At 68.0% G+C, this 18,147-nt stretch carries 13 protein-coding genes; 11 read left to right on the top strand and 2 right to left on the bottom strand.

The genetic code is table 11. The features are described 5' to 3' along the window. Positions 1-99: 99 nt before the first annotated feature. The 5 genes from VL15_RS19980 (at position 100) to VL15_RS19960 (ending at position 7,357) form a co-directional block, all read left to right on the top strand. On the top strand, positions 100-1,491 hold the full coding sequence (locus VL15_RS19980; protein ID WP_048248040.1) for an APC family permease: 1,392 nt from the start codon (positions 100-102) through the stop codon (positions 1,489-1,491). 50 nt (positions 1,492-1,541) lie between these two features. Further along, entirely contained in the window at positions 1,542-2,939 is a 1,398-nt protein-coding gene (locus VL15_RS19975) for an aspartate aminotransferase family protein (RefSeq protein ID WP_048248039.1), read from the top strand. A gap of 36 nt (positions 2,940-2,975) precedes the next feature. Further along, entirely contained in the window at positions 2,976-4,400 is a 1,425-nt protein-coding gene (locus VL15_RS19970) for an aldehyde dehydrogenase family protein (protein ID WP_048248038.1), read from the top strand. A gap of 144 nt (positions 4,401-4,544) precedes the next feature. Then, positions 4,545-6,047, top strand: a complete 1,503-nt coding sequence (locus tag VL15_RS19965; RefSeq protein ID WP_048248037.1) for a M81 family metallopeptidase — start codon at positions 4,545-4,547, stop codon at positions 6,045-6,047. 122 nt (positions 6,048-6,169) lie between these two features. Then, positions 6,170-7,357, top strand: coding sequence for a beta-propeller fold lactonase family protein (locus tag VL15_RS19960; RefSeq protein ID WP_048248036.1), 1,188 nt, complete (start codon positions 6,170-6,172; stop codon positions 7,355-7,357). 245 nt (positions 7,358-7,602) lie between these two features. Here VL15_RS19960 and VL15_RS42745 read toward each other — a convergent pair whose 3' ends face one another. Beyond that, positions 7,603-7,944, bottom strand: coding sequence for a hypothetical protein (locus VL15_RS42745; RefSeq protein ID WP_196319604.1), 342 nt, complete (start codon positions 7,942-7,944; stop codon positions 7,603-7,605). Here VL15_RS42745 and VL15_RS19955 point away from each other — a divergent pair. Beyond that, complete coding sequence (locus tag VL15_RS19955) at positions 7,943-10,435, top strand: glycoside hydrolase domain-containing protein (protein WP_196319603.1); 2,493 nt, start codon at positions 7,943-7,945, stop codon at positions 10,433-10,435. The two genes, VL15_RS42745 and VL15_RS19955, sit on opposite strands and share 2 nt — an antisense overlap. A 28-nt stretch (positions 10,436-10,463) precedes the next feature. Further along, entirely contained in the window at positions 10,464-13,352 is a 2,889-nt protein-coding gene (locus VL15_RS19950; RefSeq protein ID WP_048248034.1) for a glycoside hydrolase family 2 protein, read from the top strand. Positions 13,353-13,358: 6 nt separating this feature from the next. Here VL15_RS19950 and VL15_RS43590 read toward each other — a convergent pair whose 3' ends face one another. Next, positions 13,359-13,493: a hypothetical protein gene (locus VL15_RS43590; protein ID WP_048248033.1), complete on the bottom strand. Its 135-nt coding sequence runs from the start codon at positions 13,491-13,493 to the stop codon at positions 13,359-13,361. Between the two features lie 402 nt (positions 13,494-13,895). Here VL15_RS43590 and VL15_RS19940 point away from each other — a divergent pair, with 402 nt between their 5' ends. The 4 genes from VL15_RS19940 to VL15_RS19925 all read left to right on the top strand — a co-directional run bounded on the left by VL15_RS19940 (position 13,896) and on the right by VL15_RS19925 (position 18,064). Beyond that, on the top strand, positions 13,896-14,378 hold the full coding sequence (locus VL15_RS19940; RefSeq protein WP_048248032.1) for a hypothetical protein: 483 nt from the start codon (positions 13,896-13,898) through the stop codon (positions 14,376-14,378). A gap of 87 nt (positions 14,379-14,465) precedes the next feature. Next, on the top strand, positions 14,466-15,278 hold the full coding sequence (locus VL15_RS19935) for an alpha/beta fold hydrolase (protein ID WP_048248031.1): 813 nt from the start codon (positions 14,466-14,468) through the stop codon (positions 15,276-15,278). 295 nt (positions 15,279-15,573) lie between these two features. After that, positions 15,574-16,743 (top strand): class C beta-lactamase, encoded by a 1,170-nt coding sequence (gene ampC, locus VL15_RS19930; protein WP_048248030.1) that lies wholly within the window; start codon positions 15,574-15,576, stop codon positions 16,741-16,743. A gap of 163 nt (positions 16,744-16,906) precedes the next feature. Next, positions 16,907-18,064, top strand: coding sequence for a hypothetical protein (locus VL15_RS19925; RefSeq protein WP_230684488.1), 1,158 nt, complete (start codon positions 16,907-16,909; stop codon positions 18,062-18,064). The last annotated feature ends 83 nt before the right edge of the window (positions 18,065-18,147 follow it).

The following is an 18,147-nucleotide window of genomic DNA, read 5'->3' as shown; positions in this document are numbered from 1 at the left end:
CGATTTTTTGGCGCACCACACTTTCTTCGAATCGTGACACGCCGGCCGTGCCGCGCGAACGAGCGTTGAAGTCATGGAAGCCACCCACGTGAGGACAGCATGGACAACGACAGGCCAGGTCGATCCGCATCAGTCGCCGCGATGAATGACATCGGGCCGCGCATGCATCGAGACGACTCGGACGGACGCCGCCAGCCGCATCTGCTCGGACTCTCGACGCTGGTGATCTTCGGCCTCGCGTACATGTTGCCGATGACGGTGTTCACGACTTACGGGCTCGTCACGAGCGAAACGAACGGGCATCTGACGGCCGCGTATGCGGTCACGCTGATCGCGATGCTGTTCACCGCGCGCAGCTACGGCCACATGGCGCGGCTGATGCCGAGCGCCGGGTCGGCCTATACGTTCGCGAGCCGCAACTTCGGCACGTCGGCCGGCTTCATGGTCGGCTGGGCGCTGCTGATGGACTACCTGTTCATCCCGATGATCAGCTACCTCGCGATCGGCATCTACATGAAGCAGCTGTTTCCGATGGTGCCGGCCAGCGTATGGATCGTCGGGAGCATCGTGCTGATCACCGGGCTGAACATCGTCGGCATCCGGCTCGTCAATCGCGTGAACCTGATCCTGATCGCGAGCCAGCTCGTGTTCATCGCGATCTTCGTGATCGCATCGGCGCAGGTCGCGGCCGGCGAAGGGCTGTCGCTGGCGGTTGCGTTGCCGACGTCCGGCGATGCGCATGCGATCTTCGCCGGGTCCGCGATCCTGTGCCTGTCGTTTCTCGGCTTCGATGCGGTTACCACGCTGTCGGAGGAAACGCGCGATCCGCGGCGCACGGTGCCGCGCGCGATCCTGCTCTGCACGCTCGCGAGCGGCCTGCTGTTCATGTTGATCGCGTATGCCGGGCAAGTGGTGTTCCCCGACTGGCACGCGTTCAAGGATCTCGATTCGGCCAGCCTCGAACTGATGCGGCGCATCGGCGGCGGCACGCTGTCGGCATTCTTCGTCGCGGTGTACGTGGCCGGTTGCTTCGCGAGCGCGATGGCCGGGCAGGCCAGCGTGACGCGCGTGCTGTTCGCGATGGGCCGCGACCGCGTGCTGCCCGAGCGCGTGTTCGGCCACCTGCATGCGCGGCTGCGCACGCCGGTGCGCGCGACGCTCGCGGTCGGCGTCGTGTCGTTGTCCGCGCTGTTCATCACGCTCGATCTCGCGTCGACGATGATCAGCTTCGGCGCGCTCGTCGCGTTCGCAATCGTGAACCTGTGCGTGATGCGCAGCTATCTGTGCCGGCCCGAGCACCGTCATGTCGCCGGCTGGATCACGTTCGGCGTGATGCCGGCGATCGGCTTTGCGATGAACGTATGGCTCTGGTCGGGGCTGTCGCGCCAGACGTTCTACGTCGGTATCGGCTGGCTCGTGCTCGGACTCTGCCAGCTCGTGTGGCTGACGCGCGGCTTCACGCGCCCGGCGCCGACGCTGTCGATGAATTGAATGGCCTGGCGCGCGATGCCGGCCTTGAAACCCTGAAGGAGGAATGATCCATGAACGCTGTTGACGTCAATCTCGATGCGGACCTGCAGGCGCTCGGCAAGCGCCACCTGCTGATGCACTTCACGCATGCCGATGCGTATCGCGACCACGCGCTGACCGTGTTCGACCGCGGCGAAGGCTGCTGGCTCGTCGACCGCAACGGCAAGCGCTATTTCGATGCGCTGGCCGGGCTGTACTGCGTGCAGGTCGGCTACAGCCACGGTGCGGAGATCGGCGACGCGATCCGCGAGCAGATGGTGCGGCTGCCCTTTGCGACCAACTGGGGCTATGGCCACGAACCGGCGATCCGGCTCGCGCACAAGCTCGCGGCGCTCGCGCCCGAGGGCCTGAACCGCGTGTTCTTCACGTCGAGCGGCTCGGAGTCGAACGAAGCGGCGATCAAGCTGGTGCGCCAGTACCACCAGTCGCGCGGCGAGCCGCAGCGGCGCAAGTTCATCGCGCGCCGCGTCGCGTATCACGGCACGTCGTTCGGCGCGCTCGCGCTGAACGGGATGACGAACTTCCGCAAGCATTTCGAGCCGCTGATGTCGGGCGTGCGGCATGTGGGCAACACCAAGCGCTACGGCCGCCCGGCAGGCGAGACCGAAGCGCAGTTCACGCGCCACCTGCTCGACGAGATCGAGTCGCTGATCGTGCAGGAAGGTCCCGATACGGTGGCCGCGATCGTCGTCGAGCCGCTGCAGAACGCGGGCGGCAGCCTGACGCCGCCGGCCGGCTACGCGGCCGGGCTGCGCGACATCTGCGACCGGCACGGCGTGCTGCTCGTCGCCGACGAAGTGATCTGCGGGTTCGGCCGGCTCGGCGAATATTTCGGCTCGGCGCGCTACGGGCTGAAGCCGGACATCATCACGTTCGCGAAAGGCATCGCGTCGGGCTACATGCCGCTCGGCGGCGTGATCGCGAGCGACGCGGTGGTCGATGCGGTGCTCGACGGGCCGCAGCAGATGTTCCTGCACGGCGCGACGTACGGCGGCCATCCGGTTGCGTGCACGGCCGCGCTTGCGAACCTCGCGATCATGGAGCGCGAAGGCGTGCTCGCGAACGTCCGCGACAACGAAGCGGTGTTCCGCCAGACGCTCGACGGCCTGCTCGAATTGCCGTGCGTCGGCGACGTGCGCGGCGACGGTTATCACTACTCGCTCGAACTCGTGACCGACAAGGCCGCGCGCCGCTGGGCGACCGGCATCAGCGCGCAGGCGTTCGTGTCGACGCTGCTCGCGCCCGCGATCTTCGACGCGGGGCTGCTGTGCCGCGCGGGCGTCGATCACGAAGGCACGCCGATCGTGCAGTTCTCGCCGCCGCTCGTGATGTCGCGCGACGAGATCGTATGGTTCGTCGCGCAGATCCGCGACATCCTCGTCGATACCTATGCGCGAGCGACGCGCTGAGCGCGGCGCCGGCATCCGTCAAAACAGGAGCATTCGATGCGAACGTCACAACAGTCCTATCTCGACGGCCAGTGGTTCGATCCGGCCGGCGCGCCGGCGATCGACGTGATCGACCCGGCCACCGCGCAGCCGTATGCGCAGCTCAGGATCGGCGGCGCGGCCGACGTCGACCATGCGGTCGGCGCGGCGAAGCGCGCATTCGACACGTATTCGCGCTGGCCGGTCGACGAGCGCGTCGCGCTGCTGCGGCGCGTGCTCGAGATCTACCAGCGCCGCTACGAAGAGGTCGCGCAAACGATCAGCCAGGAGATGGGCGCGCCGATCGCGTTCGCGCGCGCGATGCAGGCCGCGGTCGGCACCGCGCACCTCGAGCAGACGATCCGCGCGCTGCAGTCGTTCCGGTTCAGCACGCAGACCGATTCGCTGCTGGTGTCGCACGAACCGATCGGCGTGTGCGCGCTGATCACGCCGTGGAACTGGCCGATCAACCAGATCGTGTGCAAGGTCGCGCCGGCGCTCGCGGCCGGCTGCACGATGGTGCTCAAGCCGAGCGAGATCGCGCCGTTCAGCGCGATCCTGTTCGCGGAGATCCTGCACGAAGCCGGCGTGCCGCCCGGCGTGTTCAACCTCGTGCACGGCTACGGGCATGAAGTGGGCGACGCGCTGTCGCGGCACCCGGATGTCGACATGGTGTCGTTCACGGGTTCGACGCGAGCGGGCGTCGAGGTCGCGAAGGCCGCGGCCGATACCGTGAAGCGCGTGCACCAGGAGCTCGGCAGCAAGAGCCCGAACCTGATCCTGCCCGACGCCGACATCGAGGATGCGGTCACGCGCGGCGTGCGCAGCTGCTTCAGCAACAGCGGCCAGTCGTGCAATGCGCCGACCCGCATGCTCGTGCACGCCGATCATCTGGCGCTGGCCGAGCAGGTCGCGCGCCGGGAAGCGGAACGCACCGTCGTCGGCGATCCGCGTTCGCCGGAAACCGGTATCGGGCCGGTGGTCAGCCGCACGCAGTTCGACCGCATCCAGCATTTCATCCGGCTCGGGATCGAGGAAGGCGCAACGCTCGTCGCCGGCGGCCCCGGGCGGCCGGACGGGCTCGGCGACGGGTTCTACGTGCGGCCGACGGTGTTTTCGAACGTCACGCCGGACATGTCGATCGCACGCGAGGAGATCTTCGGGCCGGTGCTGTCGATCATGACCTACCGGACCGAGGACGAGGCCGTCGCGCTCGCGAACGATTCGGTCTACGGGCTCGCGGCCTACGTGCAGTCGACGGATCTCGAGCGTGCGCGCGGCGTCGCGGCACGGTTGCGGGTCGGCAATGTCCACATCAACTACCCGGCGTGGAACCCGGCCGCGCCGTTCGGCGGCTACAAGCGTTCGGGCAACGGGCGCGAGTATGCGGAGTTCGGCCTCGTCGAATATCTGGAGACGAAGGGCACGACGGGGTACGCTTGAGCGACGCGCGGATGCGCCAACCGGGCGGCGGCGTCCTGCGGGGCGCCGCGCCGTTTCATCGATTGCGAGGAGTTCGACGATGCAGGTTCTGGACATGACCGGGGGCATGCGCGGCGCGGCCGCGCTCGCGGAGGGCCGCACGCGATGAAGATCCTGATCGCCCGCATGAACCACGAGACCAACACGTTCTCGCCGGTGCCGACGCCGCTTGCCGCGTTCGGCCGCAACGGCCCCGACTGGGGCGACGACGCGTATCGCGCGAACCACGGGATGCGCACCGCGATGGCCGCGTTCCTCGACGCGGCCGCGCGCGAAGGCGCGGAAGTCGTGACGCCGGTATCGGCGGCCGCGAACCCGAGCGGGCCCGTCGCGGCCGACGCGTACGCGGCGATCTGCGATGCGATCGTCGCGGCCGCGCCCGGCTGCGACGCGGTGATGCTCGACCTGCACGGCGCGATGGTCGCCGAGCAGAGCGCGGACGGCGAGGGCGACCTGCTCGCGCGCGTGCGCGTGGCGCTGCCCGACGCACCGATTGCGGTCGCGCTCGATCTGCATGCGAACGTCACGCAGACGATGATCGACCATGCGGACGTGATCGTCAGTTTCAAGACCTATCCGCACGTCGACATGTACGAGACGGGCGAGCATGCGGCGCGCGTGCTGCTCGACCGGCTCCACGGTCGCGCGCGGCCCGTGCTCGCGTGGCGGCAGCCGCCGCTGATGACGTCGACGCTGCGCAGCGCGAGCGCGGAAGGCGCGATGCGGCGCGCGGTGGAGGCCGCGCGCGCCGCCGAGGCCGACGGGATGCTCGCGGTGTCGGTGTTGCCCGGCTTCTCGCTCGCGGACATTCCCGCACCGTGCATCAGCGTCGTCGTGGTGGCCGACGGCGACCGCGCCGTGGCCGATGCGGTGGCCGAGCGCATCGCGCGGCAGATCTGGGCGGCGCGCGACGAGTTCGTGTACCGCAGTGCGCCGCTCGCGGAGTCGGTCGCGCAGGCCGCGGCGCTCGCGCGCGGCGCGGACCGCCCCGTGCTGATGCTCGATCACGGCGACAACTGCATGTCGGGCGGCCCGTGCGACACGATGGACCTGCTCGAGGCCGCGCTCGCGCACGGGCTCGACGGCATCGTCAGCGGGCCGGTGTGCGACCCGCAAGCGGTCGCGGCGCTGATCGATGCAGGCGTCGGCGCGACCGTCGCGGTGCCGGTCGGCAACCGGCTGCCGTCGCACGGCGGCGTGCGGCGCGAGCCGTTTCGCGCGACGGGCGTCGTGCGCGCGATAACCGACGGCGAATACCTGATCACGGGGCCGACTTATACGGGCCAGCGCGCGTACATGGGCCGCACGGCCGTGCTCGACATCGGCGCGGCGACGCTCGTCGTCACCGAACGCACGCAGGAGCCGTGGGATCTCGGCGTGTTCGAGAGCGTCGGCGTCGATCCGCGCCGCGCGCGCTTCCTGCTGCTGAAGTCGCGGATGTATTGCCGGCCGGTGTTCGTGCCGATCGCGGCCGCGCTGGTCGAATGCGACAGCCGCGGCGTGACGGGCTCGGACTACGGCCTGTTTCGCTACGAGCGGCTTGCGCGGCCCGTGTATCCGCTCGACGACGTCGACGGGTGGGCGCCTGGCGCGCGAACGATGGCCTGACGGAAACGGGCGCGAGACGCCGGCTTCGTCCGCTTTCGGGCATCATGCGATGGCATCGACCCGTCGAGCAGCAGGGTCGAGCAATCCATTGCGTCCGCAACCGATCCGGAGACCCGACCGCCATGCATTCGAAGCCTTTCCACCTGCGCAGCGCGCGCCTGCTCGCCGCGCTGACCCTCGTTACGACCGCTGTTGCCGTGCACGCCGCCGACTGGATCGTGTCCGGCAACGACGGCAAGTATCAACGCGTCGAAGGCCGCGACACCTATCTGGCCTCACCGCCCGCCGACACGCTGACGCTGCTCGACGCCAGCACGTTCCCGCCGAAGGTTGCCCTGCAGGTCGATGTCGAGAACGGCATCCAGGGGCCGCCGCAGGCCGTCGCGATCACGCCCGACGCGAAGCTCGCGCTCGTCGGCGCGCCGACGCGTTACGACACGGCCGCGAAGCAGCTCGTGTATGACACGTTCCTGCAGGTCGTGAATCTCGACGCCGCGCCGCCCGCGATCACGCGCATCGAACTCGGCGCCCATCCGCAAGGGATCGCGATCGACCGCTCGGGCCGGCTCGCGCTCGTCGCGAACGTCGACGGCAGCGTCTCGATCCTGCGCATCGACGGCACGCATGCGACGCTCGACGGCAACCTGAAGATCGGCAAGAAGCGGCTGGCCGGGATCAGCTTCACGCACGACGGCAAGCATGCGCTCGTGTCGTTGCGCGACGAGCAGGGCGTCGCGGTGCTGAACGTCGACGACGGCAAGGTGACCGACAGCGGCACGCGCCTGAGCACCGGCGTCGCGCCGTACACGATCGACGTGTCGAGCGACAACCGCTGGGCCGTCGTCAGCAACGTCGGGCTCGCGGGGCTGCCGGGCTATACGGGCACGCTCGCGGGCGACGCCGATTCGATCGCGCTGATCGACGTGTCGCGCGTGCCGTTCCGCACGGTCCAGTACCTGACGGTGCCGTCGCTGCCGGAAGGCGTCGCGATTTCGCCGAACGGGAAGTGGATCGCCGTGCAGGCGATGGACGGCTCGAACCTGACGCCCGACAATCCGGGCCGCCACAAGCTCGGCAAGGTGCTGCTGTTCGAGATCCGCGACGGGCAGGCGGTGAAGACCAGCGAGTTGCCCGGAGGCGAAGCGGCGCAGGGGATCGTCTTTACCGCCGACAGCCGGCACGTGATCGTGCAGTTCAACGTCGAACGGCAGCTTGCGCTGTATGTGGTGGAAGGCGGCAAGCTGCGCGATACGGGCAAGCGGATTGCGCTGACGGGCGGGCCGTCGTCGTTGAGGACGTTGCCGCGCTGATGCGCGTCGTATCGCTCCGACGCCGACACTGACGCACGTGCCGGCGCGAGCGTCGGCGATTCATTCTCATCCCCGCGGTCACGCGGCGCCCGGATTTTGCCGGGCGCTTGCCGGTGCACGACCCTCTCCAGCGCCGCTGCAACGCAACAAATAGCGGCAATTTGTACCCAAAGACACTTAACTCCCATTTGTTTAGTTAAACAAACTGAAAATTCGGGAAACTTCTCGTGGTGAATAAACAGTCGTTACGGCACTGTAAGCCCCTGGGAAGCCTGTGACATTCCCGGATGCAGGAGGAGGGCGGCGGTGGTCGACGCCGGACGATTCATTTTAATTAACATCACTAAACGAAAAATGAAAAATCCACGACTCTTGATCGTCGCTGCACTGACTTGCGCAGCGCTTGCCGCGTGTGGCGGCGACGATTTGAACAGCGCGTCGACATCTGCCAATGGCGCGACATCCACCATTGGCGCGACACCTGCCAATGGCGCGGGAGACACGCCGTCGACCTCGCCGCCACCGACTTCGGGGCCGTCGCAACCAGGGCAACCGTCGCAGCCGACCCCGCCCAAGCGCACCAACATGCAGCTGACGCAGTTCGTCAATCCGCTCATCGGCACGCAGGTCAACTCGGACTCCGGTTACGCGGGTAACGTGAGCCCGGGCGCGACGGTGCCGTTCGGCATGGTGAATTTCGGGCCGAACACGCCGCGCTACGACTTCAACGGTTCGGGCGGCTACCTGTCGTCGGGCGGGTCGGGCGGCACGATCGACTTCTTCAGCGTGACGCACCTGAGCGGCGTCGGCTGCCCGGGGCAGGGCGCGGTCGCGATGCTGCCGAGCGATGCCGCGACCGCGGTCGCGTCCGGCGGCCGGCCGATCGGCATCGGGTATAACTATGCGGATGAAACGGCCGAACCCGGGTACTACAAGGTCCGCCTCGCGAACGGGATCGTGACGGAGTTGAGCGCGACCGCCCGCTCCGGCATTGCGCGCTTCACATACACGAACAAGGACAAGGGTTTCTTCTCGATCGACGCGAAGCTGAACGGCAACAGCGATTCGGGTAGCACGAAGGTCACCGCCAAGAAGGTCACGCTGGCGATCGCGAGCGACGGCAAGTCGATGAGCGGGCAGGCCGTGGCGCCGGCGTTCTGCACGCCGTACGGCACGGTGTGGAATGCGCCCGTGTATTTCTACGCAACTTTCGACAAGCCGTTGCGCAAGCAAGCCGGCACGTCGGCGGTGAATACCGTCAGCAACGGCGCGGCAACGCTGCAGTTCGACCTGACCGACTCCGACAGGACGGTGACCGTGAAGGTCGGCGTCTCGTCGGTCAGCGTCGAGAACGCGCAGCGCAATCTGCACGACGAAGGCGAGAAGCTGGCGTTCGACGATGCACGCACGAACGCATCAGGCTTGTGGAACGACCGCCTCAACACGGTCCAGATCGACCAGGCCGCGAATCCCGCGTCGCTGAACGCAACGCAGAAGGCGAACCTCACGAAGTTCTACACCGCGCTCTATCACGTGTTCGGCACGCCGACGCTCTATAGCGACACGAACGGCGAATTCCGCAGCATGCGCCAGCCGAGGAACCCGGACGGCAGCTATCCGAAGTCGGTCGACCAGAGCGGCACCATTCCGCCGCGCGCGACGGCCAGGGTCGGCGACTACGCGTTCCGGCGCGGCGACGGTTCGCAGGGCGGAGCCGGCAACCACTACACGGGCTTCTCGCTGTGGGACACGTACCGGTCGCAGGCGCAACTGCTGGCGCTTCTCGCGCCGAAGGAATCGAGCGACATGATGCAGTCGCTCGTCGTCGACGCGTTGCAATGCGGCGCATTCCCGCACTGGGTCGACGGCAGCGACGACTCGACGCCGATGGCGGGCGACAACGCACTGAACGTGATTGCAGGCGCCTACAAGTTCGGTGCGACCGACTTCGATCTGGTGTCGGCCGCGCGCCTGACCAAGCAATCCGTGTTCGACCCGTCGAGTGCCTGCAACGACCGCCCGAGCGATGGGGGGCTGGCCCATTTCCTGTCGGCCCACTACCTGTCGCAGAGCGACGACGGTCACTCGTCGTCCGCGACCATCGAGCGCGTGCTGAGCGACCGCTCGGCGGCCGCGTTCCTGCAGGCGCTGCCGGCGAGCGTGCTGAATGCGCCGTCGGTCGGCGTGACGCCGGACAACATCGGCACGCTGTACACGCGGGCAGGCTGGTGGCGCAACATCTTCGACTACACGAACAAGGTGATTGCCGCGCGCAATGCACCGCCGGCCGGCTCGCCTCCCGGCACGCTGGGTACGCTCGTGCAGGGTGAGTTCCATGAATCGACGGAGCCGAACTACTTCTGGACTTTCGCGCAGGACTGGACCGCGCTGATCGACGCGATCGGCGGCAAGCAGGCGGCCGTCACGCGGCTGAACAAGCTGTTTGCGATCACGACGCCGTTCTCGACCGTGCCGGCCTCCAGCGACCTGAACGGCGGCCAATCGTCCGACAACCTGTACATCGGCAACGAACCGTCGTTCCAGTCGCCGTGGGGGTACAACTGGGCCGGGCAGCCGAGCGGCGCACAGTACGTTCTCCCGATCATCATGTCGGAAGCATTCACGACCGGTCGCGACGGGCTGCCGGGCAACGACGACATGGGTGCGACGTCGAGCTGGTACGTGTGGGCGGCGCTCGGCATGTTCCCGGTCATTCCGTCGGAAGCCGGGCTCACGTTGTCCACGCCGCAGTTCAGCGGGATCACCGTCTGGCTCGGCAACGGCAAGACGCTGCGGCTCGAAAGCGACAAGCAGGTCGCGATGGACGACTCGGGTCACCCGTCGTTCGCGTATATCCAGTCGCTGAAGGTCAATGGTGCGGACTACGCGGGTTCGTGGCTGCCGCTGGGCAGGATCGCCAACGGCGGCACGATGAACTACGCGCTGTCGGCGACACCGACGCAATGGGCGGCCGCCGACAACCTGACGCCGCCGTCCGGGCCGAATGCGGACTACACGCGCATGACGGCCAGCGGTTCGTCCGACGTGATGCGGATACGGCAGACCAGCTCGCACTGACGACGACGCAATCAGGGAGGAACACAACGTGACATCGAAAGAACGCCGGAAATTCCTGTCCTACAGCGCCGCGCTGGTCGGCACGAGCTGGCTCGCCGGCTGCAATGGCGACATCGATTCGACGTCGGGCGTATCCGGCACACCGGGCGCCGACGGCCCGGCGACGGTCACGCCCATCGCGCCGGGCGTGCCGGCCGACCCGGAACACAGCCTGCTGGCCGTGCAGGAACTGTCGGAGCACTGGACGTTCGCGTCCGCGAGCAGCCTGCCGGGCGCGAGCGGCGCGCAACTGTCGAGCGCCGCCGGCGCGACGGGCATGGCGCCGGCGACGGTGCCCGGCACCGTGCTGAACAGCATGATCGTCAACGGCAAGTATCCCGATCCGTTCCATGGCCGCATCGTCACGGACACCATTCCCGATACGCTGAAGGACACCGACTACTGGTACCGGACGACCTTCGCGGCACCGGCCCGGCAGCCGGGGCAGCGGCTGTGGCTGCGCTTCGGCGGCGTCAACTATTGCGCGGAGATCTGGCTGAACGGCGCGCTCGTCGGCCGGCTCGAGGGCGCGTTCAAGCAAGGTGCGTTCGACATCACGCGGCTGGTGCCGCAGGCGGGCGGCGCGGCCAGCCTTGCGGTGCGCGTCGTCAAGCTGGACTTCTCGGAAGGGCCGCTGCTGCCGAACTACCAGAGCGGCGTCACGCGCGGCGGGCGCAATGGCGGCCCGACCGGCATCACGCTGAAGAACGGGCCGACGTTCTTCTGTTCGGCCGGCTGGGATTGGCTGCCGACGATCCCCGACCGCAATCTCGGCATCTGGCAACCGGTTGCGTGGTTCACGACCGGTGCGGTGCGCATCGCGGCGATCAATATCGCCCACACGCTGTCCGCCGATCTTTCGCGCGCGGAGTTGCGGCTCGATCTCGAACTGGACAATGGCTCGGGCACGGACCTCGTCGCGACCGTCGTCGGCACCGTCGGCAACGGCGCGCCGTTCCGCCACGACATCGCGATTCCCGCATCGAGCACGACGATGAAGGTGTCGCTCACGTCGTCGGATATCGCGGCGCTGTCGATCGGGCAGCCGCGCCTGTGGTGGCCGAACGGGTATGGCGAGCCGAATCTCTACGCGGTGACGATCGGAATCGACGTGGCGCGCAAGCGGTCGGACGAGCGCACGCTGAACATCGGCCTGCGTCGCATCGACTACGCGCGCGACATCGGCATGGGCCCGCAGTTGAGCATCACCGTGAATGGCCTGCCGATCCTCGTGATGGGCGGCAACTGGGGGCTCGACGAAGCGCTGAAGCGCATTCCGCGCGAACGGTTGTTCAACCAGGTGCGGCTCCATCGCGACGCGAATCTCAACCTGATCCGCAACTGGAACGGACAGAGCACGAGCGACGATTTCTTCGATGCATGCGATCGCTACGGGATCCTCGTCTGGCAGGACTTCTTCTTCTCGACCGAAGGAGACGGGTCGGGCGCCGCCAACGTGGCGCGCGATCTCGACAACATCCGCGACGTGATCGCGCACAACCGTCATCGCCCGTCGATCCTGCTCTGGTGCGGCGGCAACGAAGGCGCGCCGCCGCCGGCGCTCGTCAAGGGGCTCGACGCGCTCGTCGCCGAGCTGGACCCGCAACGCCTGTGCCTCACGAGTTCGGCGGGCGACACCGGCGCCGGCGCGGTGAACGGCTATTCGTCCGGCGGCCCGTACAACTGGGCGTCGCCGCAGGCCGCGTTCGGCCGCGGCTACGGCACGACGTCGGTCGCGTTTCACAACGAAGTCGGCTCGCATTCGATCCCGACGCTCGAATGCGTCGAAGCGATGCTGCCGGCCGGTTCGGTCGAATGCCCCGACGACTTCTGGGCCGACCGCGACATGAACGGCAACGGCGCGTACTACGACGCGGTCGGCAAGCAGGGCGGCGCGGGGTACATCGCGATGACGGCGCTGCGCTACGGCGCGATCCGGAATCTCGCCGACTTCGTGCGCAAGGCGCAGATGATGAACTACGAATGCATTCGCTCGATCTACGAGGCGAATGCGGCCGTGATGATCGGCCCCGTGGCCGGGAAGATCACGTCGCCGGCCACCGGCGTGATCATGTGGATGACGAACCCCGCGCAACCGAGCTTCGTGTGGCAGATGTACAGCCACGATCTCGAGGAGCACGCGTCGTTTTTCGCGGTTCGGCACGGGTGCCGCCGCGTCAACGCGATCCTCGATGCGAATACCGCCGACGTGACGATCGCGAATCACACGGCCGCGTCGGTCACCGGACGCGTCGAGATGCGCGTGTACAACCTGGACGGCACGCTGAGCAGCTGGACCACCGCGGATGTCGGCGGCGTCGCGAAGGCGTCGTATCGTGTGGTGGCGAACCTGGCGTCGGCGATGGCCGCCGCGAAATCCGACGTGTGCATCGTCGCGCTCGCGCTCGTCGATTCGGGCGGCAATACGCTGGCGGAGAATGTCTACTGGCGGCAGCGCGACGGTGGCGACGACGCGTACGCATCGCTCGACACGATGCCGGGGGCGGCGGTTGCCGTCCGTGCGACGGCGGCCGAGGCCGACGACGTGACGACGCGCATCACGGTCGATGTCGCCAACGTCGGCGCGACGCTCGCGCTGATGACGCACCTGCAGGTATTCGATCCGTCGACCGGCGCGCGCGTGCTGCCCGCGTTCTACAGCGACAACTACCTGAACCTCGTGCCGGGCGCGAAGCGGCAGATTGCGATCGACTTGCCGCACGCGAGCGGCGCGCCGGTGTCGCGCGTCGCGTTGCGGGTCGACGGGTGGCGGCTCGATCGCCCGAACTGCAGGCTGGGGCTCGGCGGCGTGCCGGTGGTGTTCAACGAGCGCGCGTTGGCGGTCGATCAGGCGGTGCCGACGTTCGCGGTTTGCTGAGGCGCGTTACGGACGCAGCAGATCGAACCCGCCGAAGACGACGACACCGCTGAGCACCATCATCGCGACGGAGTGCTGGCCGAAGTAGAGAATCGCGGCGGCAAGCCACGTCGTGATGCAGAAGGCGCCGATGCGGGCCATCGTGTGTTCCTCGAATGCGTGATGACGTCACCGTGCCGCACGGCGCTGGCCGCTCGAACCGGCGAGCGAGACACGAAGGCGGACGGAAAAGGCGACCCGCGAAGCCGTGACGGCGGCGTCGGCACGCGTTGCGGGCCGCGCCCGAACGGGCGGGATCGACACCGGCGGCGTTGCGCGATCGAGCCCGGGGGCGATCGGCGCGCGGATCCCGCCGGCGAAGCGGCAATTTTACCAGCGTCGCTTCGTCGCGAATCTGGCCCTTTCGTGGCTCAAGCGCCGCGATCCTCGCGAAAATCAGTCCGGCCCCGATACTCAAGTTTCATGTGACGAATGCCGTAAACGAGTTGGAAGGCAATTCCTGCCCCCTGTCATGATGCATTTACCGACACACGGACCGATACGATGCAGATCGATTTCTCCACGACCGCGCGATCCCCGCTTACCGATGGCAGCCTGACCGCGAACGCGTCGCCGGGTGCCGCGACGGCGACGTCGGCCCCATCCGCCGCGACTTCGTCCAGCGATGGCGCGACGGGTACCACGGGCACGACCAGCACGACCAGTACCACCGGCACGAAGGATTCGACCGGCGGCACCGGCGAAACGCTCGGCGCATCGGGTGGCTCGTCGGATAGTCCGGCGGTCAACCAGTTGAAGGCGCTGATCGAGCGGTTGCAGCAGCAGCTCGCGACGCTGGAGCGGCAGATGGCGAGCGCGGCCCAGCGCGCGAAGGACGACCCGTCCGCGGCGATCGAACAGCAGTCGCTGAGCGCGGAAGCCAGCGCGATCTCGGGGGCGCTGGCGACGGCGATCTCGCAGCTTGCCGCGGCGCTCGAGAAGTCGGGCGGCTCGACGTCGGGCGGGCTGGTGTCGACGCAGGCGTGACGCGTTCCGGCCGCGCGATCGTCGCGGCCGCTTTCGTCGTACGCATTACAATCGCAAGCTCGTCTCCCTCGAAAGGACGGCAGAACGATGAATGCGGAACTCGACGACGACGAACTCGTCCGCTTCGACGCGCACGGCGGCACGCCGCTGCCGGCGGCCGATGCCGAAGGATGGCTCGAACATGACGGCGCGCGCATCTGGCACGCGTCGTTCGGCGATGGCCCACCGGTCGTGCTGCTGCACGGCGGCCTCGGCCACGGCGGCAACTGGGGCAACCAGGTGCCGGCGCTGCTCGCGGCCGGCTATCGCGCGATCCTGATCGACAGCCGCGGCCACGGCCGCAGCACACGCGACGACCAACCCTATTCCTACGAACGCATGGCGTCCGATGTGCTCGCGGTCCTCGACGCGCTGCACATCGATCGCGCGCGCTTCGTCGGCTGGAGCGACGGCGCGTGCATCGCGCTCGTGCTCGCCGCCCGCGCGCCGGAACGTGCGGCCGGCGTGTTCTTCTTCGCGTGCAACATGGATCCGGGCGGCACGAAGGAGATGGTGCCGAGCCCGTTGATCGACCGCTGTTTCGCGCGGCACCGGAAGGACTACGCACAACTGTCCGCGACGCCGGACCAGTTCGACGCATTCGTCGCGGCCGTCAGCGAAATGATGCGCACACAACCGAATTACCGCACGCAGGACCTCGCCGCGATCGCTGTGCCGGTGACGATCGTGCAGGGCGAGCACGACGAATTCATTCGGCCCGAGCATGCGGCGTATCTGGCGCGCACGATTCCGGGCGCGACGCTGACGATCCTGCCCGGTGTGAGCCATTTCGCGCCGCTGCAGCGGCCCGCGCGGTTCAACGCGGCGATGCTGGCCTTTCTCGACCGGCTGTCGGGCTGACGCGCGCGCCCATCTCGATCGCTTGGTTGTCGTTGATCTGCCGGTCGCGCTCGGCTTCCTGCAATCGCGCATAGGCCGTTCATATTCACGGCGCTTGAAACGGCTGCACGCGAGCCAATCCAGCAACACGCGTATCTCATAAGATTTTCTTTAGGCTCGCGCAACATATCGTCGATTGTTGGCGGCCGGCCGGTAGCGGATAGTCCTGCTTCGACAGGCCGGCCGCCGTGATTCCCGCGCGGCGCGGCCGGATCTGTTGTTCACGCAACCATCCGATACCAAAGGAACCGCAACCATGCGATTCAACGCGACCCGCTTCGCCGCGACCCTGTTCGTCGCCGCGTGCGCCACCGCCACGGCCGGCCGCGCGGCCGCAGTCACGCAGGACGACATCCACGCCACCGTGACCCGCCACGTCGCGCCGCTGATGAAGCAGTACGCCATTCCCGGCATGGCGATCGGCGTCGTCGCCGACGGCAAGCCCTACGTGTTCGACTACGGCGTGATGTCGACACAAACCGGCAAGCCCGTCACCGGCGACACGCTGTTCGAGATCGGCTCCGTCAGCAAGACGCTGACGGCGACGCTCGCGTCCGACGCGCAGGAGGGCGGCGAGCTGTCGCTGTCGGACCCGGCAGGCAAGTACCTGCCCGCAATGCAGGGCAAGCCGTTCGGGGCCTTGACGCTGCTCCAGCTCGGCACGCACACGCCCGGCGGCATGCCGCTGCAGGTACCGGACAGCATCCACGACGAAGCCGGCCTGATGCGCTATCTCGACGCGTGGCGGCCCGCGTATACGCCCGGCACGCGCCGCACGTATTCCAACGTCGCGATCGGGATGCTCGGGTGGCTCACCGCGAAGGCGATGAACCGCGATTTCGCAGTGCTGATGGAGCAGCGGCTGTTCCCCGCGCTCGGGATGACGCATACGTATATCAACGTGCCCGACGCGCGCAAGACTGACTATGCGCAGGGCTATACGCAGGACGGCAAGCCGATCCGGATGACGGGCGGCATGCTGTGGCAGCAGGCATATGGCGTGCGGACCACGGCGGCCGACCTGCTGCGCTTCGTGCAGGCGAACATGGGGCTGGTCGACACGGCGCCGCGACTGCAGCGCGCGATCGAACGCACGCACACCGGCTATTTCCGCTCGGCGCCGCTGACGCAGGACCTGATCTGGGAACAGTATCCGTATCCGGTCGCACTGCCGACGCTGCTCGAAGGCAACGCGCCGAAGATGCTGTTCAACGCGACGCCGGCGAGCGCGATCACGCCGCCGCTGGCGCCGAGCCCGAACATGTGGATCAACAAGACGGGCTCGACCAACGGCTTCAGCACGTATGTCGCGTTCGTCCCCGCGAAGCGGATCGCGATCGTGATGCTCGCGAATCGCAATTACCCGATCGAGGATCGCGTGAAGGTCGCGTACCAGATTCTCGGGTCGCTCGGCGACGGGCGGTAACGTTTCCACCGGCGGGCCGGCTGTTCCGCGGGTCCGGCCCGCCCCAAAAAAACTGATACCTGTATCGGCGCGCTTCTGCAAAACGAAATACGCGCATCGCATCCCCTGAGCAGAATCCGGGCAGATCTCCGGGCGTGTCCGGATATTCCAATCAGGGGGAAACATGCGGAAGACCACTCTCGCACGGTTGCTGTGCGGGCTGACCTTGGTCGGCGCGCTCGGCGCGTGCGGCGGCAACATGGACGGCACGGCAGGGGCCGGCGGCACGGCGTCGAACGCGGCCGGCGGCACCGATAACGGCACCGGCAACGGCGGCACGCCGCCGGGTCAGCAGGCCGCGAACCGCGCGCTCGTGATCGAGCTCGACGGCGTGACGTACGCGGCGCTGACGGCCGGCATCGCCGGCGGCACGCTGCCGAACCTCGCGAAGCTGCATGTCGCGCCCGCCTATAGCGGCGGCGTCAACGGGCTGCTGTCGCAGCAGCCGAACCTCGATACGCCGAGCTGGGCCACGCTGCTGACCGGCGCATGGGGCAACCGCCACCAGGTGCTGTCCGATGCGCCGAACCAGGCGCTGCAGGCGCCGACCGCGTTCGACGCATTGAAGACCGCGAACGCGGGCCTGCTCGGCGCGGCCGTCGGGTCGCCGGCGCTGGCGTCGCTGCTGACCGCCGGGCGCAATGCGGGCAACCTCGACACGCTCGCGAACTGCGCGGCGGTCGACAGCTGCGTCACGCAGCAAAGCACCACGATGATCCAGCAGGGCTACGCGCTGGTCGTCGCGCAATACCACTCGGCGCAGGATGCGGCGCTGAACTACGGCCTCGGCGCGTCGGCATACGCGAACACGCTGAAGCAGCTCGACACGGCCGTCGGCGCGCTCGTCGCCGAAACCGCGAAGCGCAACAAGGAGAACTGGCTGGTCGTCGTGACCGGCGGCCACGGCCTGAACGCGGCCGGCGGCAGCGACGGCCTGCCGCTGCTGTCCGAAGCGACGACCTTCATCGCGATGAACCAGGCTGACAACGGGCGCCTCGGCAGTGCCGCGCAGCCGGCGTCGCTGGCCGACCTGCACACGCGTGCCAGCATCGCGGACATCGCGCCGACCGTGCTCGCGCAATTCGGTGCGTTGCCCGCGCCGTCCGCATATGAAATGGACGGCGGCGAATTGATCGGCGCGCAACCGGTGTCGCAGCTCGCCGGCACGACGAGCACCGACGGCCACAGTGTCGTGCTGACCTGGGCCGCGCCTTCGAGCGGCGCGATCGCGATCTACCGCGCGGGCCAGCAGATCGCGACGCTGCCCGCCGGCACGACGTAATCGAAGCTGTAGGTGCCGGCCGCGGTCAGGCCGAGATTGCTGTCGGTATAGGTCGTCGTGCCGGCGGGCGGCGTCGCGATCTG

The organism is Burkholderia cepacia (assembly GCF_001039005.1).
In the GTDB taxonomy this organism is placed as follows: Bacteria; Pseudomonadota; Gammaproteobacteria; order Burkholderiales; family Burkholderiaceae; genus Burkholderia; species Burkholderia theae.
The sequence above is the reverse complement of the archived record's forward strand: the minus strand, read 5'-3'. Positions and strand labels throughout refer to the sequence as shown.

Coding starts and splice junctions, on each gene's coding strand:
- VL15_RS19980 (WP_048248040.1), top strand. CDS start 100: ATGGACAACGACAGGCCAGGTCGATCCGCATCAGTCGCCGCGATGAAT.
- VL15_RS19975 (WP_048248039.1), top strand. CDS start 1,542: ATGAACGCTGTTGACGTCAATCTCGATGCGGACCTGCAGGCGCTCGGC.
- VL15_RS19970 (WP_048248038.1), top strand. CDS start 2,976: ATGCGAACGTCACAACAGTCCTATCTCGACGGCCAGTGGTTCGATCCG.
- VL15_RS19965 (WP_048248037.1), top strand. CDS start 4,545: ATGAAGATCCTGATCGCCCGCATGAACCACGAGACCAACACGTTCTCG.
- VL15_RS19960 (WP_048248036.1), top strand. CDS start 6,170: ATGCATTCGAAGCCTTTCCACCTGCGCAGCGCGCGCCTGCTCGCCGCG.
- VL15_RS19955 (WP_196319603.1), top strand. CDS start 7,943: ATGCAGCTGACGCAGTTCGTCAATCCGCTCATCGGCACGCAGGTCAAC.
- VL15_RS42745 (WP_196319604.1), bottom strand. CDS start 7,944: ATGTTGGTGCGCTTGGGCGGGGTCGGCTGCGACGGTTGCCCTGGTTGC.
- VL15_RS43590 (WP_048248033.1), bottom strand. CDS start 13,493: ATGGCCCGCATCGGCGCCTTCTGCATCACGACGTGGCTTGCCGCCGCG.
- VL15_RS19940 (WP_048248032.1), top strand. CDS start 13,896: ATGCAGATCGATTTCTCCACGACCGCGCGATCCCCGCTTACCGATGGC.
- VL15_RS19935 (WP_048248031.1), top strand. CDS start 14,466: ATGAATGCGGAACTCGACGACGACGAACTCGTCCGCTTCGACGCGCAC.
- ampC (WP_048248030.1), top strand. CDS start 15,574: ATGCGATTCAACGCGACCCGCTTCGCCGCGACCCTGTTCGTCGCCGCG.
- VL15_RS19925 (WP_230684488.1), top strand. CDS start 16,907: ATGCGGAAGACCACTCTCGCACGGTTGCTGTGCGGGCTGACCTTGGTC.